Below are 13,536 nucleotides of genomic sequence, written 5' to 3'. Positions count from 1 at the left end.
GGGGGCCGGGCCCGGGCCGCCCCGCGGCCGCCCCCCGCCCCCCGGCCCCCCCCCCCCCCCCCCCCCCCCCCCCCCCCCCCACGACCCGCGCGCCCCGTACTGGACCAGCTCCAGCAGCAGTCCGGCGGGCCGGGCCAGGTAGGTGAAGGCGACCAGCATCCCCGGCCGGGCACCGGCGCAGGGCTCGCGGTCGACCGACGTGAACCCGGCTTCCCGCAACCGGTCCAGTTCCGGCTCGAGGTCGTCCACCTCGATGGCGATGTGATGCAGTCCGGGCCCGACGCGGGCGAGGTGGCCATCGAGCGCCGAGCCGGGGCCCGCCGGGGAGACCAGTTCGATCAGGGGTTGGCCGTCCCGTCCTGACGGCTGCCAGAACTCGCACGCCACGCGATATCCGGCAGCGGTTCCACTATCCATTTTGGACATCCCGAGCGCGGTCATCGCGGGGCCGAGTGCCGAGGGTTCTCCGGTCACGAGTCCGATGTGGTCGATTCCGAGCAGCATGGCCCGAGCGTAGCGCCACGCCGTCACGTTCGATTTCCCGCGCGATTGACCGGATCCTTTTCTCGTCGGCCACGCCGTACGATCCGGTTCATGACGACCAAGGAACTGACGGAAGCCGAATTGAGGACGGCCGTCGAGCGGGAAATGTCCCGTGCGCGAGCCGATCTGGAGAATCTGGTCCGTATTCCCGGTATCGCCTTTCCGGAATTCGACCACGCGCAGGTGGACCGTTCCGCGGAGGCGGTGGCGGCCTTGGTGCGTGGCTGCGGGCTGGACACCGAGATCGTCCGTGCCGGTGGCCGTCCGGCCGTCATCGGCCGCAAGCCCGCGCCGCCCGGCGCGCCGACCGTGCTGCTGTACGCGCACCATGACGTCCAGCCGCCGGGGGACGAAGCGTTGTGGGACAGCGACCCGTTCGAGCCGGTGGAGCGCGACGGCCGGCTCTACGGCCGCGGCGCGGCGGACGACAAGGCCGGGTTGATGGCGCATGTCGTGGCGCTGCGGGCACTCGGTGACGCTCTGCCGGTCGGGGCGGTGGTGTTCGTCGAAGGCGAGGAGGAATACGGCTCGGCGTCGCTGTCCGACCTGCTCCGGCTGCACCACGACAAGCTGCGTGCCGACCTGATCGTGATCACCGATTCGATGAACTGGGACATCGGGGTTCCCGCGCTGACCACGTCGTTACGCGGAATCGTGAACTGTGTGGTCGAGGTGCGCACCCTGCACGCCGCCGTCCACAGTGGAATGTTCGGTGGAGCGGTCCCGGACGCGTTGACCGCTCTCGCCCGGCTGCTGGCGACGCTGCACGACGAAGCGGGCGACGTCGCGGTCGAAGGGCTCGCCGTCGGTCGGGAGTCCACCTTGGATCTTCCGGCCGACCGGGTGCGCGCTGAGGCTGGGATGGTCGACGGCGTCCGGTTCACCGGCACCGGTTCGATGGTGGACCGGTTGTGGACCAGGCCGTCGCTGTCGGTTCTCGGTATCGACGCGCCGTCCGTTCTCGAGTCGGGCAATGCCCTGGTTCCGGTGGCGCGGGCGAAGATCAGCGCCCGGCTGGCCCCCGGCGACGATCCGGGCAAGGCCTTCGCCGCGCTCCGCGACCACCTCGAAGCCTATTGCCCTTGGGGTGCCGCGATCTCGGTCGCCCTGGACGGTGGCGGCGCACCGTGCCTCATCGACACCACCGGACCGCACTACGAAACTGTCCGGTCCGCGATCCGCGCCGCGTGGGACGGGGTCGCGCCGGTGGAGATCGGCGTCGGCGGCTCGATCCCGGCCGTTTCGACGTTCCAGGCGGAGTTCCCGGACGCCGAGATCGTGGTGACCGGCGTCGAGGACCCGCACACCCGGGCGCACGGCCCGAACGAGAGCCTGCACCTCGGCGAGTTCGCCCGGGTATGCCTCGCCGAGGCGCTCATGCTGAACGGGGCGGCTCGCCCTAAGGGATGAGGCGGCCGAGTTCGGCCGCGTCCGCCGCGAAGACCGAGGTGTCATAGTCCTCGATCATCGCGGTGACCGGGCCGTCGTACTCCGCCAGCCATTCGTCCGTGGCGTAGACCGACTGGGAGAGCTCGATCCGTTCCTGTTCGGATGGAAAGGCACGCAGCAGGAAGTAGCCGTTTTCGTTGTTCAAGGACGGCCCGTGCGCGAGGACCGTGATACCCATTCGTCGCATCAGCGGAATGGTGCCTTCCCGGCTTATGCGATCGAATTCCGCTCGGTCGCCCGGCTTCACTTTGAACAGTCGAATCTCCAGCAGCCATGGTTTAGCGTTATCCATCCTGCACCTCACCCTCGGTATTTACCGGAAGGGCGAGTAGAGCACCGGAGAATGGTGGACGTCAATTAACGGCGAATCGAACGCGTCACCGGTCAGGTTCCGGTTCCTCGGCCCGCTGGAATTCTTCGACGGCGGGCAGTGGGTCTCGATCGGTGCCCCGAAGCAACGGGCCTTGCTGGCCGTCCTGCTGATCAACGCCAACCGCGCGGTGTCGGCGGATCAGCTCATGGCGGAACTGTGGGGCGAGCGGCCGCCGCCGAGCGCGGCCGGACTGCTGGCCGGATACGTCTGGCGGTTGCGCAACGGCCTCGGTGATCCGGGCGGGCGGATGCTGAGCACCAGGGCGCCCGGCTACCGGCTCGTGCTTCCGTCCGGCGCGACCGATGTCGACGAATACGAGAGGCTGGTCGCGGCGGGCCGGAAGAGCCTCGCCGAGGGCGACCTGCCCTCGGCGGTCGCGGCGCTGACCGAAGGGCTCGGGATGTGGCGCGGGACGCCGATGGCGGACGTCGCGATGGTCCCCTCCGTCCTGGCCGAGTCCGCGCGGCTCGAGGAGGCGCGGCTGGCTGTGGTCGAGGCGCGGATCGAGGCGGAGATCGGGCTCGGCGGGCACGAGGCGCTGCTGCCCGAGCTGAAGCTGATGGTCTCGCAGTTCCCGCTGCGCGAGCGGCTGCACGCACATCTGATGGTCGCGCTCCACCGGTCGGGGCAGCAGGCCGAAGCCCTCGGCGCGTACCGGGATCTGCGCAGGCTGCTGGTCGACGAGCTCGGTGTCGAGCCGAGCAAACCGTTGCGGGAGCTGCAAGGCCGGATTCTGCGGGACGATCCGCTGCTGCTGGAGGAAACGCGTCGCGCCACGCCGGCGACCGCGGTCCTGCGGCTCGCCGTGCCGCGCACCCTGCCTCCCGACGTGCCCGCCTTCATCGGCCGGGAACGCGAGCTGGCGTGGATCACCGCCCGGCTGACCGGCGGGGAGCAGCGCTGCGCCGTGCACGGCATGGCGGGCGTCGGCAAGACCGCCTTGGCGGTCCACGCCGCCCATCGGGTGGCCGGGTCCTTTCCGGACGGTCAGGTGCATCTGGATCTCGGGGCGTCCGCGACGCACGGCCCGACACCGCCGGCCGACGCGATCGGACGGCTGCTCGCGGTGCTGGGCGTACCGGCCGCCGACATTCCGCCCGACGAGGAGCGAGCCGCCGTGATGCTGCGGTCCGCCCTGGCCGGCCGTCGGGTGCTCGTGGTACTCGACGATGTCGCCGGCTCCGGACAGATCCGGCGGCTGCTGCCCGGCGCGCCCGGCTGCGCGGTGATCCTGACGAGCCGCCCGGCCTCCACCGCCGTGGACGGGTCGGGCCTGCTTCGCCTCGGCAGGCTCCCGGCAACGGCCGCGACGGCACTGATCCGCCGTTACGCCGGGGCTCCCCGGGTGGACACCGACCCCGCCGGCACCGTGCGGCTCGCCGGGCTGTGCGATCATTTGCCGCTCGCTCTGCGCATCGCCGCCACGAGACTCGCGCGGCGTCCGGAATGGACGGTCGGCGAGTTCGCCGCGCGGCTGGCCGATCCGGCGCGCCGGCTGGACGCGCTGACCTGCGACGGGCTCAGCGTCCGCGACGGCCTGCGGGCAGGTGTACGCCTCCTGCGCCGCGTCGCGGATCCGTTCGCGACGCGTGCCCTCGGCCAGCTCGGCGTGCTGGACCTTCCGGTGGTCTCGACGGCCGCGCTCGCGGCCGCGCTCGACATTCCCGTCCCCTTGGCCGAATCGGCGGCGGAACGGCTGGTCGACGCCGGGCTCGTCGAGACGTCGCGGATGGATCGGTACCGGGTTCCGGGACTGGTGCGGCTGTTCGCCACCGACGAGTACGTCACGGCCGACGAGGAGCGCACGTCGACGCACCGCATCGTCGGGTACTACGAGGGCGAGGTGCGCGACCAGCTCGCCCGGCTCGCGGCGAACCGCGGCGCCGGGCTCGCGTGGTATCGCGAGGAATGCCTGACCTTGCGTGTGCTCGCCGCCAGGGCGCCGGGCGCCGAGCTGCCCAAGCTGGTGAATCGGCTGTCCTCCGCGTTGCGGTGACGATCAGCGCAGCATCGACCGATCGGTGGGGGTCAGCCGGAGCCGCTCGACCGAGTCCGGCAGGCGCGGCTGGACGTCGTCCCGCCACTCGGGGAGTCCGGCCAGCCGTTCGGTGTGCTCGGCGTAGGCGTCCTGGCCGGGGAACGACGCGAGCACGACGAGCACGTGCTCACCCGTGCGGACCGGCAACCCCGCGAAGTCGTTCTCCGCGTATTCGGTTCGCAGCAAGGCAAGCGGCGTCGCGCCCGCCTTCTCCAGCAACGGAAGGACGGTTTCGTCGAAGAACCGGACGAACTCCTCCTCCGGCGGGGACGGCAGGTGGTAGAGGGTGGCGGTGACCAACGACGAGGCGGGCGTGTCCCGGATCGCGGGGTCGAGGCCGGTCAGCGCGCCCTGTCGGACCGGCCGCAGCAGCAGGACGTCGTCCGTGTCGATCATGGTGGCGTTGGCCGCCGCCGCGTTCGCCTTCCAGGTCGGACCGGTGTAGAAGCTCGTGAGGGCCTGAAGCCTGGCCGGCATGCCGGGGAAGCTTCGCAGCCACACGAAATGATCCGGGCGGTCCAGGTCGCGGAACTGCCCGAGGACGCTCATCCCGGTGGCTTCCTGGGTCTCGACGAATTCCCGGTCGAACAGCTCGATCAGCACCTCGCGCTGTCCCGGCTGAAGCGTGTACTGCCGAAGCTCGATAACGTCTGTCACGCAAAGAACCCTAAGGCATCCCGCAGGTCAGGCGCCGATCATTTCGTCGAGGGTGATGGGAAGGTCGCGGACGCGACGTCCGGTGGCGTGGTGGACGGCGTTGCCGATGGCGGCGGCGATCCCGACGGTGCCCAGCTCGCCGATCCCGCGGACACCGAGGGGGTTGAAGACGGTGTCGGGATGGCTGAGGAAGTGGACGTCGATCGGCGGGACGTCGGTGCCGACCGGAACGGCGTAGTCGGCGAGGTTCGCGGTGGCGATACGGCCGGTGCCCGGTTCGACGATCGTGTTCTCCAGGAGGGCTTGGCCGATACCGAAGATCACGCCACCGGTGATCTGGCCGCGCGCGGTCTTCTCGTTGACGATGGCACCGGCGTCGATGACCGTCGTCACGCGGCGCAGACGGGGTTCTCCGGTCCACCGGTTGACCGCGATTTCGCAGAAGTGCGCGCCGAACGACGTGAAGGCGAACCGTTCGCGTTCAGGCCCCAGCGCCGCGGTTTCCGTCGCGTCGATCCCGGCGAGGCCGACGATCCCGAGCAGGGTGCCGAACGCGATTCGCCGTCCGGGCCCGACGACGTCGCCGTGTTCGTAGCGGACCTGGTCCCGGCTCAGATCGTGGAAGGGGGAGCGTTCGTGCGTCACGGCGAGGTCGAGGAGCGCGCGCGTCGCGGACAAGGCCGCCGCGTGGACGGCCGGGGCCGAGCTCGCCGTACCCGCGGAGGCGAACGCGCCGGGGTTGTCGGCCAGCGCGGAATCGCCGAGCGCGGAGTGGACGCGGTCCACCGGGATGCCGAGAGCGTCGGCCCCGACCATCGCCAGCACCGTCCACATCCCGGTGCCCAGATCTGACGTCGCGGTGGAAACCGCCGCCGTACCGTCGGCCTGGAGCCGGACCTTTCCCGTGGTGCGATACCGCGAGGCCGGATAGGCGGCGGTCGCCATCCCGGTGCCGATCAGCCATTCGCCGTCGACGACCGACCTGGGCACCGCTGCCCGCCGGGACCAGCCGAACGCCTCGGCGCCGACGCGGTAGCACTCGTCGAGATGCTTGCCCGACCAAGGCACGCCGCGTCCGGGATAGGTGGTGGCGTAGTTGCGCATGCGTAACTCGATCGGGTCGAGGCCGAGCCGTACCGCCAGTTCGTCCATGGCGGTTTCCAGTGCGAACGAGCCGGCTTCCGGCCCGGGTGCCCGCATCGGTGTCTGGGGCGGGACGTCCAGCGTCACCAGCCGCTGCCCGACATGGATGTTGGGGGAGGCGTAGAAGTACCGCGAAGTGGTGTGCGGCCCCGCTTCGTACAGAAAGCCGTCTCCGCCGCTCGACAGGCTGGCGTACGCGTCGTGCTTGACGGCGGCGAGGCGCCCGCCGCGGTCGGCGCCGAGTGAGACCGTCTGGGACATCGCCGAGCGATGGCCGGTAACACCGAAAGTCTGCTCCCTGGTGAGGACGATCCGGACCGGGCGGCCGAGCGCCTTGGCGGCGGCCGCGGCGAGCACGGGATGCCCCCAAGTGAGGATCTTGTTGCCGAATCCGCCGCCGACGTGCGGGCTGAGCAGGTGCACCCGGGAGGGATCGACGCCGATCGTGGCGGCGATCGTTTGGGCGGCCAGCTGCGGCGCCTGCGCTCCGCTGTACAGCGTGAGGTAGCCGTCGCGCCACACCGCGATGGCGGCGTGAGGCTCCATGGCGCCGTGGTACTCGATCGGCTGCGTGTAGGTGGCGGTGACCACCACCGGGCTCTCGGCGAGGGCTTCGTCGATGGACGCGACGCCGTCGGCGAGCAGGTCGAGCTGAGGCGGCTCGCCGTTGACGTCCTCCGGCAAGGTGGCGCCGGGCATCCCTTCGCGCAACGACGTCCGCGCCGGGACGGCGGCGTAGTCGAAGCGCACCAAGGAGGCGGCGTCGCGGGCTTGCTCGAAGGTCTCGGCGACCACGAGCCCGACGATCTGCCCGTGATGACGAACCTGGTCGTCCTGCAACGGAAGCCAGTTGTAGCCGATGCCGGATTCGGCGCCACCGAAGAGAGGGAGCGGGTTCGCGTGGGTGTAGACGGCGAGCACTCCGGGGGAGCGGCGCGCGGCGGTCGTGTCGACGGCACGGACCGTGCCGCGCCCCACCGTGCTGAGCAGGAGGTAGCCGTTGGCGAGGTCCTCGACCGGGTAATCGGCGGAGTACCGGGCGGCGCCGGTGACCTTGAGCCGTCCTTCGACACGGGAGAGTGAGGTCATGTCCGGTCCGCCAGCTTCATCAGGGCGCGGGTGATGGTGCGTCGCAGCAGCGGCACCTTGAAACCGTTGTGTGCCAACGGCCGGGCTCCTTCGGTGGCCAGCGCGGCGGCTTTCTCGACGACGTCGAGCCGCAGGGGCTTGCCGCGCAAGGCGTCCTCGACCGCGGTCAAGCGCCATGGCCGGGTGCCGACCCCGCCCGCCGCGAGCCGCACGTCACGCACGACATCGCCGCGGACGAGCACCGCCGCCGCTGCCGAGGCAAGCGCGAACTCGTAGGAGGACCTGTCCCGCACTTTGACGTAGGTCGACCGGTTCGCCCAGGCGAGCAGAGGCACCGTCACCTCGGTCACCAGCTCGCCCGGTCGTAGGTCGTTCTCGATGTGCGGCGTGGTGCCCGGCAGCCGGTAGAACTCGGCGAGCAGGGCGTCTCGCGAGCCGCCCCGGCCGGTGAGCCGCACCGAGGCGTCCAGCGCCACGAGGGCCACCGCGAGATCACTCGGATGCGTGGAAACACAGGAGTCACTGGTCCCCAGGACGGCGTGTGCGCGGTTGGCGCCTTCGATCGCCGGGCAACCGCTGCCGGGCGTGCGCTTGTTGCACGGCGTCGAGACGTCCCGGAAGTAGCCGCATCTACTGCGCTGCAACAGGTTCCCGCCGATGCTGGCCATGGTGCGCAGCTGCGGCGACGCGCTGGCCAGCAGCGCCTCGGAGAGCATCGGAAACCGCGAATTCACCACCGGATGCGCGGCCACGTCGCTCATCCGCTCCAACGCCGCGATGTGCAGGCGATGCCGATCCGTCCACACGCCGGTCATCGGCACGCGGTTGATGTCCACCACTCGGCTCGGCGTCAGCACTTCGAGCTTCATCAGGTCCACCAGCGTCGTGCCGCCCGCCAGGTAAGCCGAGCCCGGCGCGCCGGCGCGGTCGAGCGCTTCGGCCACACTGTGCGTGATCGTGAAGTCGTACGGCCGCATCAGTCCGCCGCTCCCGCAGCCTGGACCGCTTCGACGATGCCGTCGTACGCGCCGCAACGGCAGATATTGCCCGCCATGAGCTCCCGGATCTGCTCGGCCGATCGGGGATGCCCTTCCCGGAGCACCGCGACCGCCGACATGATCTGGCCGGAAGTGCAGAAGCCGCACTGGAAACCGTCGTGATCGACGAACGCCTGCTGCACCGGATGCAGTTCACCACCGCGCGCCAGCCCCTCGATGGTGGTGACCCGCCTTCCGGTCACGGAGCACGCCAAGGTCAGACACGAGAGCACACGCCGTCCGTCGACGTGCACTGTGCACGCGCCGCACTGACCGCGGTCACAACCCTTCTTCGTACCGGTCAGCCGCAACCGGTCGCGCACCGCGTCGAGCAACGTCACCCGTGGATCGAGCCGCAGCCGCTCCACGCGCTCGTTGACCCGCAACTCCACGTCGACGAGGCCGCTTCCCCCGGCGTCCGGCTCCGCGCCCGCCGTCTCCGGATCGGCGAACTGCCCGCCAACCGCCAGCGCCGCCGACGCCGTCGCGGTCCGCCCCAGGAAGCCGCGACGGGAGATCCGGCCCTCGTTCGAGTCGTCCATACTCTGCTCGGTCTGCACTGAACCTCCAGTAGCCTCTCGGCGGCCGAGTCTCGTGGATCGGGTCCGGTTTCGACATCGCTCAGCTGAACAGGAGGGTCGGGTAGAGTTCGCGGCATGCTCGAGCTCAGGCCCAATTGCGAGTGCTGCGATCGAGATCTGCCGCCCGCGGCGGACGCGCGTATCTGCACTTTCGAGTGCACCTTTTGCTCTGGCTGTGCGGAAGACCGCTTCGGTGGCGTCTGCCCCAACTGCGGCGGCGAGCTCGTGCGCCGGCCCGTGCGGCCTGAAGTCCTGCTGGAACGTCATCCGCCCTCGTCGCAGCGCGTGGTCAACCCGCACGCGGCCTGTTCACCGGCGGGGTAAAGCGCGTGAAGGCCCCCTTCCCTCGACTGAGCCGAGGGAAGGGGGCCTTCACGCGCTGCCTACTTGTGGCCGACGCGAACCCGCATCGACGTACCGCTCTGCGACAGCACCCGGATCGTGGTCCCGGTGGCCGGCAGGACCACACCGGCGTTCGGCTGGTCGGGGAACAGGAACGTCCCGGTGTCGTCGAACAGCGGCGCGGCGTTCCGACCGCGGATGTAGCTGGGCTTTCCGTTGACGTGCAGGGTGAACGAGTCGGCCTTGCGGAGCGAGAACGGCATGTCGTAGCCGGCGATCCTCGAACGCCAAGGCAAGCCCTCGATGGTGTAGATCGGCGCGGGATGCGCGTCGATCGGGAGGATCAGGCCGGAGCCGAGGTGTTCGCTGGTGTTGTTGTCCATTTCGGACGTGTCCCAATAGGACACCACCAGTCCGGTCTGATACGGGAAATGCTCGACGAAAGCGGGCCTGTCCGGGAATCCGAAGTTGTAGGGGCCCGTGCGCAGGTATTGGCCGTAGGACTCGTAGGTGCGGTTCGACGCGAGGTAGAAGTTGTCGAACAGGCGGGTCTCGGTGGCGGCCGCCGTCCGGAATCCGTCGAGCGCCCAGCCGTTCGCGCCGCTCTCGGCTCCGTCGGTCAGCAACGGCGCGCCGTCCGCGGTGATCGTGATGTCGTCGGCGAAGAATCCGTTACGTGCCAACGCGCCGTCGGTGCGGTAGTGGAACCGGAGCAGGGCCTTCTTGCCCGCGATCGCGTCGAGCGGCACGGTCATGTCGACCCAGTTCCCTCCCGTCGTGCTCGACAGGGCCGGTAGTCCACTGACATCCCGTTGGAAGGGCGCGCCACCGGCGAGGCCGTCCAGTGCGGTCCACGTGACGCCACCGTCCGTCGAGACCTGTGTGTAGAGGAAGTCGAAATCCGGCTGAATGTCGTAGCGGGCCTTGAGCGTCAGTGACGCCGACGTCTTGCCGGTCAGGTCGAGCGGGCGGGTCATCGTGGTGGACAGATTGTTGCCCTTGGTACTCCACCACTGGTTCGGCCCGGCGAACGGCTGTCCATAGTGGAACGTCTTCTGCTTGTCCGGCAGCACGACCACGACACCCTGGGCCTTCGCCGAGTTGTATTCGTGCGGGCCGAGATCGAGGGTGCGGGCCTGCCCGGCCACCACGACCTCGTAGTCCAGCCAGCCGAGCTGCAGTTTCGACCACGCGTCCAGGTCGTTGATGCGGGTGCCGATGACCTCGCCGGGGCCCGAGACGCGCTGCTGCGCCATCGGCGACCACCAGCTGACGTTGTTCGCGCCACCGTTGGTGTCATACAGGTCGGGCAGGCCGAGGTCGTGCGCGAATTCGCGGCAGAACACGCTGATACCGCCGTTTTCCGGCTGGATGGTGTAGTTCCCGACCCAGATGCCGGTGTCGCCGATCTGGGTGCCGCCTCGGTGATTGCCGTTCGGTCCCGCGGTGGTGTTGGCGAACGCGTAAGCGCTGTGGCTGTAGATCGCGTCCTCGCCGTGGACGGGATCCGCGTCGGCCTGGTCGGCGCCGGAGTGCACGATCTGGAAGTGGTCGAGGTAGCCGTCCGGTTCGTTGAAGTCGCCGTCGCGGTCGAAGTCGTCACGGTCCCAGACGTCGAAGGTGGCGAGCTGCGCGCGGACCTGCGCCGGTGTCCGGCCGGCGGCGAGTTGCCCGTCGTACCAGGAGTTGACGGCGTCGGTCACCAGGTCGAAGGAGTTGGCGCAGACGACACCCGCGCACGGGAAACCGTTCGATCGTCCGTATCGGGCCTCGTTGAACGGCACGGTGGTCCAGTCGGTGACCATGCCCTCGACCGAGTAACGGCCGGAGGACTGTTTCCGGTAGTAGGCCGCGAGGGAATCGGCGCCGGGCGCGGTGGAGAAGTACAGATCCTGGTAATGACGGCGGTCGTAGTCCGGTTGCCAGATGGTGGTGTTGTTGATTCGCCGGTCGGGCTCGGGGATCTGATTGTGCCGAGGACCGTCGAAACGGACCGGGCCCGGGATGGCCGGATCGGTGTCGACGTCGGGGTAGGACGGATGCCGCTGGTCGCCGAACTCGGCCAGCACCACGAAGATCCGGTCGGTCGATTCCCTGGCCAGCTCGACGTACTCGTCGACGGGACCGCCCGCCCGGGCCACGGTGCTCGCACCGCGCCGCTCGGTGACTTGCTTGCCCTTCAGCACATCCGCGATCGCCTGCTGCCGCAGTTCCCTGCGTTGTACGTCGTCTGGGCCGGGCAGATCGCCCCCGCCGCGGGATTCGGCAGCGACCGCGGGTGCCGCGATCGCCGTCGGAGTGCCCGCCGTCGAACCGGCGACCAGGATGGAAACGCACAGGGCGGCACAAAGTCTTCGCAACAAAGGAGATCCCCTCTCGAACTGACTCAGGAGTGGCGATTCGTGTTCGCACCCTGATTACCACTCGCGACCCCGCTCAAGTGAGAGAACACCTTGCGCCACAGGAGATTCCCGTGAACGATCGGCTCCTTCGCTCAACTGGTTCCAGAGTGGCAGTTGAACGCCTGAAGGCGCCGTTCGATTCCAAGGAGACTGAAATGACCGAGAGCGGTCGCCGCTGGCGGATCGTCGTGGACCAGGACCGCTGCATAGGTTCCGGGGTGTGCGTGGGAGACCTTCCGCATCGGTTCCGGATCGTCGACGACAGGTCGCATCCGGTCGACGTCGAAATCGGTGCCGACGAAGAGGTGCTCGCCGCGGCCGACTCCTGTCCACGGGAAGCGATCCGCGTCGTGGACGTGGCGACCGGTGAGGTACTGGCGCCCCTCGAATGACCGTGGCTCGACCAAGACACCGTGTCCGGCCAGCCGGACGCGTGGAGGACGTTGATGCAAAGCCGTCGAACGACGAAGGTCGAAAGGCTCTCGGCCGACTTCGTCCAGGATTCCTACACGTTGTACACGCGGTTGCGGGAAGCGGGCCCGCCCCGGGAAGTGCTGATGCCGCACGGTATCAAGGTGTGGATGGTGACCCGTTACCGTGACGCCCGCACCCTGCTGTCGGATTCACGGATCAGCAAGGACGGGCGGCGGGTCAACGAGTTGTTCGCCCGCCACGCCGAGTCGCCGGACAAGACCCCCGCGGCGGTCGACGACGACCTGGCCTCGCATATGCTCAACAGCGATCCGCCGAACCATGTCAGATTGCGAAGACTGGTCGGCAAGGCCTTCACCGAGCGCCGGGTGAAGCTCCTGCGGCCGCGGATCGAAGAGATCACCGAGGAACTGCTGGACCGGATGGACGGCGCGAGCGAGGTGGACCTGATCGAGGACCTGGCCGCTCCGCTGACCATCACCGTCCTCGCCGAACTGCTCGGCGTGCCGCCCGAGAATCGCAAGGTCTTCCGTGCCTGGACGAACACGCTCGTCGGGGCCGATCACACGCCGGAGGAGGTCGCCACGGCTTCGGCAGCGGTGGCCAGGTTCACCGAGGACCTGATCGACGCGAAACTCGCCGACCCCGGCGACGACATGTTCAGCGCGCTGGTACTGGCCACCGAGGAGGGGGACAGGCTCAGCAAGGACGAACTGGTGGCGATGGTCTTCCTGCTCGTGGTGGCCGGGCACGACACCACGTTGAGCATGCTCGGCAACGGGGTGTACGCCTTGCTCCGCCATCCGGACCAGCTCGCGAGGTTGCGGGCGGACCCGGCCTTGCTTCCCGCCGCGGTCGAGGAACTGCTGCGGTACGAGGGCTCGGTCAGCCTGGCGACGTTCCGTTTCACCACCGACGACATCGCGCTGGACGGCGTGACCATTCCCGCCGGCGAGATCGTGGTGGTGGCGCTGGGTTCGGCGAACCGCGACACGGAGAAGTTCGAGCACGCGGACAGCCTGGACATCACCCGCGGGCTCGGCAGTCACCTCGCCTTCGGGCACGGCATCCACTACTGCGCGGGCGCACCGCTGGGCCGTCTGCAGGTGGAGATCGGCATCGGCAGGTTGCTCGACCGGTTCCCGGACCTCGCGCTGGCGGCGGACCCGAAGCAGCTCCGCTGGAAGTCCAGCACCATCATGCACGGCCTCGTCTCGCTGCCGGTCTCCTTGCACCGCTAGGTGCTGTCCGAGTGTCCATAAAGGACGCGTGCTGGTGGCCTGAGGTCCGGTTGATGCGTATATGTACGGTTTGCAAAGGGGGTCGTGGGGGGGGGGGGGGGGGGGGGGGGGGGTAAACCACCCCCCCCCCCCCCCCCCACCAACCCACCCCCCACACCCGCAGGGGGGCAGAACCACGGTAGAGGAGAGGGACGCGCAACACGACCAAC

General features: G+C 69.4%; 12 protein-coding genes. 5 read left to right on the top strand and 7 right to left on the bottom strand.

The window, feature by feature from the left end; all coding sequences use genetic code 11:
- A partial coding sequence (locus ACIRGA_RS40045) for a VOC family protein (protein WP_400952472.1) occupies positions 1-504 on the bottom strand: 504 nt, incomplete at its 3' end.
- A 90-nt stretch (positions 505-594) separates the two neighbouring features.
- On the opposite strand from ACIRGA_RS40045, the gene ACIRGA_RS40040 reads away from it, so the two are divergent.
- The gene (locus tag ACIRGA_RS40040; protein WP_400952469.1) at positions 595-1,953 is read left to right on the top strand and encodes a dipeptidase; all 1,359 of its coding nucleotides are present in this window, start codon (positions 595-597) and stop codon (positions 1,951-1,953) included.
- Here the strand turns inward: ACIRGA_RS40040 and ACIRGA_RS40035 are convergent.
- The gene (locus tag ACIRGA_RS40035) at positions 1,943-2,179 is read right to left on the bottom strand and encodes a hypothetical protein (protein ID WP_400952466.1); all 237 of its coding nucleotides are present in this window, start codon (positions 2,177-2,179) and stop codon (positions 1,943-1,945) included. The genes ACIRGA_RS40040 and ACIRGA_RS40035 overlap by 11 nt on opposite strands.
- 169 nt (positions 2,180-2,348) lie before the next feature.
- On the opposite strand from ACIRGA_RS40035, the gene ACIRGA_RS40030 reads away from it, so the two are divergent.
- Positions 2,349-4,361, top strand: coding sequence for a BTAD domain-containing putative transcriptional regulator (locus ACIRGA_RS40030; RefSeq protein ID WP_400952478.1), 2,013 nt, complete (start codon positions 2,349-2,351; stop codon positions 4,359-4,361).
- 3 nt (positions 4,362-4,364) lie between these two features.
- On the opposite strand, the gene ACIRGA_RS40025 is transcribed toward ACIRGA_RS40030, so the two are convergent.
- The 4 genes from ACIRGA_RS40025 to ACIRGA_RS40010 are packed head-to-tail and all read right to left on the bottom strand — an operon-like array spanning position 4,365 to position 8,871.
- Positions 4,365-5,060 (bottom strand): NIPSNAP family protein, encoded by a 696-nt coding sequence (locus ACIRGA_RS40025; protein ID WP_400952464.1) that lies wholly within the window; start codon positions 5,058-5,060, stop codon positions 4,365-4,367.
- Between the two features lie 27 nt (positions 5,061-5,087).
- Complete coding sequence (locus tag ACIRGA_RS40020; RefSeq protein ID WP_400952462.1) at positions 5,088-7,292, bottom strand: xanthine dehydrogenase family protein molybdopterin-binding subunit; 2,205 nt, start codon at positions 7,290-7,292, stop codon at positions 5,088-5,090.
- A complete protein-coding gene (locus ACIRGA_RS40015; RefSeq protein WP_400952459.1) occupies positions 7,289-8,269 on the bottom strand; it encodes an FAD binding domain-containing protein in 981 nt (326 codons plus the stop codon). The genes ACIRGA_RS40020 and ACIRGA_RS40015 overlap by 4 nt, the downstream gene beginning before the upstream one ends.
- Positions 8,269-8,871, bottom strand: coding sequence for a 2Fe-2S iron-sulfur cluster-binding protein (locus tag ACIRGA_RS40010; protein ID WP_400952475.1), 603 nt, complete (start codon positions 8,869-8,871; stop codon positions 8,269-8,271). The genes ACIRGA_RS40015 and ACIRGA_RS40010 overlap by 1 nt, the downstream gene beginning before the upstream one ends.
- A gap of 114 nt (positions 8,872-8,985) precedes the next feature.
- Between ACIRGA_RS40010 and ACIRGA_RS40005 the strand changes: the two genes are divergently transcribed.
- Positions 8,986-9,234 (top strand): DUF1272 domain-containing protein, encoded by a 249-nt coding sequence (locus ACIRGA_RS40005; RefSeq protein ID WP_400952456.1) that lies wholly within the window; start codon positions 8,986-8,988, stop codon positions 9,232-9,234.
- Positions 9,235-9,293: 59 nt separating this feature from the next.
- On the opposite strand, the gene ACIRGA_RS40000 is transcribed toward ACIRGA_RS40005, so the two are convergent.
- Complete coding sequence (locus tag ACIRGA_RS40000) at positions 9,294-11,612, bottom strand: immune inhibitor A domain-containing protein (RefSeq protein WP_400952451.1); 2,319 nt, start codon at positions 11,610-11,612, stop codon at positions 9,294-9,296.
- Between the two features lie 197 nt (positions 11,613-11,809).
- On the opposite strand from ACIRGA_RS40000, the gene ACIRGA_RS39995 reads away from it, so the two are divergent.
- Positions 11,810-12,046, top strand: a complete 237-nt coding sequence (locus ACIRGA_RS39995; protein ID WP_400952446.1) for a ferredoxin — start codon at positions 11,810-11,812, stop codon at positions 12,044-12,046.
- A gap of 54 nt (positions 12,047-12,100) precedes the next feature.
- The gene (locus ACIRGA_RS39990) at positions 12,101-13,327 is read left to right on the top strand and encodes a cytochrome P450 (RefSeq protein ID WP_400952442.1); all 1,227 of its coding nucleotides are present in this window, start codon (positions 12,101-12,103) and stop codon (positions 13,325-13,327) included.
- The last annotated feature ends 209 nt before the right edge of the window (positions 13,328-13,536 follow it).

The organism is Amycolatopsis sp. NPDC102389, from assembly GCF_044765885.1.
Lineage (GTDB): Bacteria > Actinomycetota > Actinomycetes > Mycobacteriales > Pseudonocardiaceae > Amycolatopsis.
The sequence above is the reverse complement of the archived record's forward strand: the minus strand, read 5'-3'. Positions and strand labels throughout refer to the sequence as shown.

What these genes read in the sequence shown, in the direction of transcription:
- ACIRGA_RS40040 (WP_400952469.1), top strand. Translation starts at nt 595, where the DNA reads ATGACGACCAAGGAACTGACGGAAGCCGAATTGAGGACGGCCGTCGAG.
- ACIRGA_RS40035 (WP_400952466.1), bottom strand. Translation starts at nt 2,179, where the DNA reads ATGCGACGAATGGGTATCACGGTCCTCGCGCACGGGCCGTCCTTGAAC.
- ACIRGA_RS40020 (WP_400952462.1), bottom strand. Translation starts at nt 7,292, where the DNA reads ATGACCTCACTCTCCCGTGTCGAAGGACGGCTCAAGGTCACCGGCGCC.
- ACIRGA_RS40015 (WP_400952459.1), bottom strand. Translation starts at nt 8,269, where the DNA reads ATGCGGCCGTACGACTTCACGATCACGCACAGTGTGGCCGAAGCGCTC.
- ACIRGA_RS40010 (WP_400952475.1), bottom strand. Translation starts at nt 8,871, where the DNA reads ATGGACGACTCGAACGAGGGCCGGATCTCCCGTCGCGGCTTCCTGGGG.
- ACIRGA_RS40005 (WP_400952456.1), top strand. Translation starts at nt 8,986, where the DNA reads ATGCTCGAGCTCAGGCCCAATTGCGAGTGCTGCGATCGAGATCTGCCG.
- ACIRGA_RS39995 (WP_400952446.1), top strand. Translation starts at nt 11,810, where the DNA reads ATGACCGAGAGCGGTCGCCGCTGGCGGATCGTCGTGGACCAGGACCGC.
- ACIRGA_RS39990 (WP_400952442.1), top strand. Translation starts at nt 12,101, where the DNA reads ATGCAAAGCCGTCGAACGACGAAGGTCGAAAGGCTCTCGGCCGACTTC.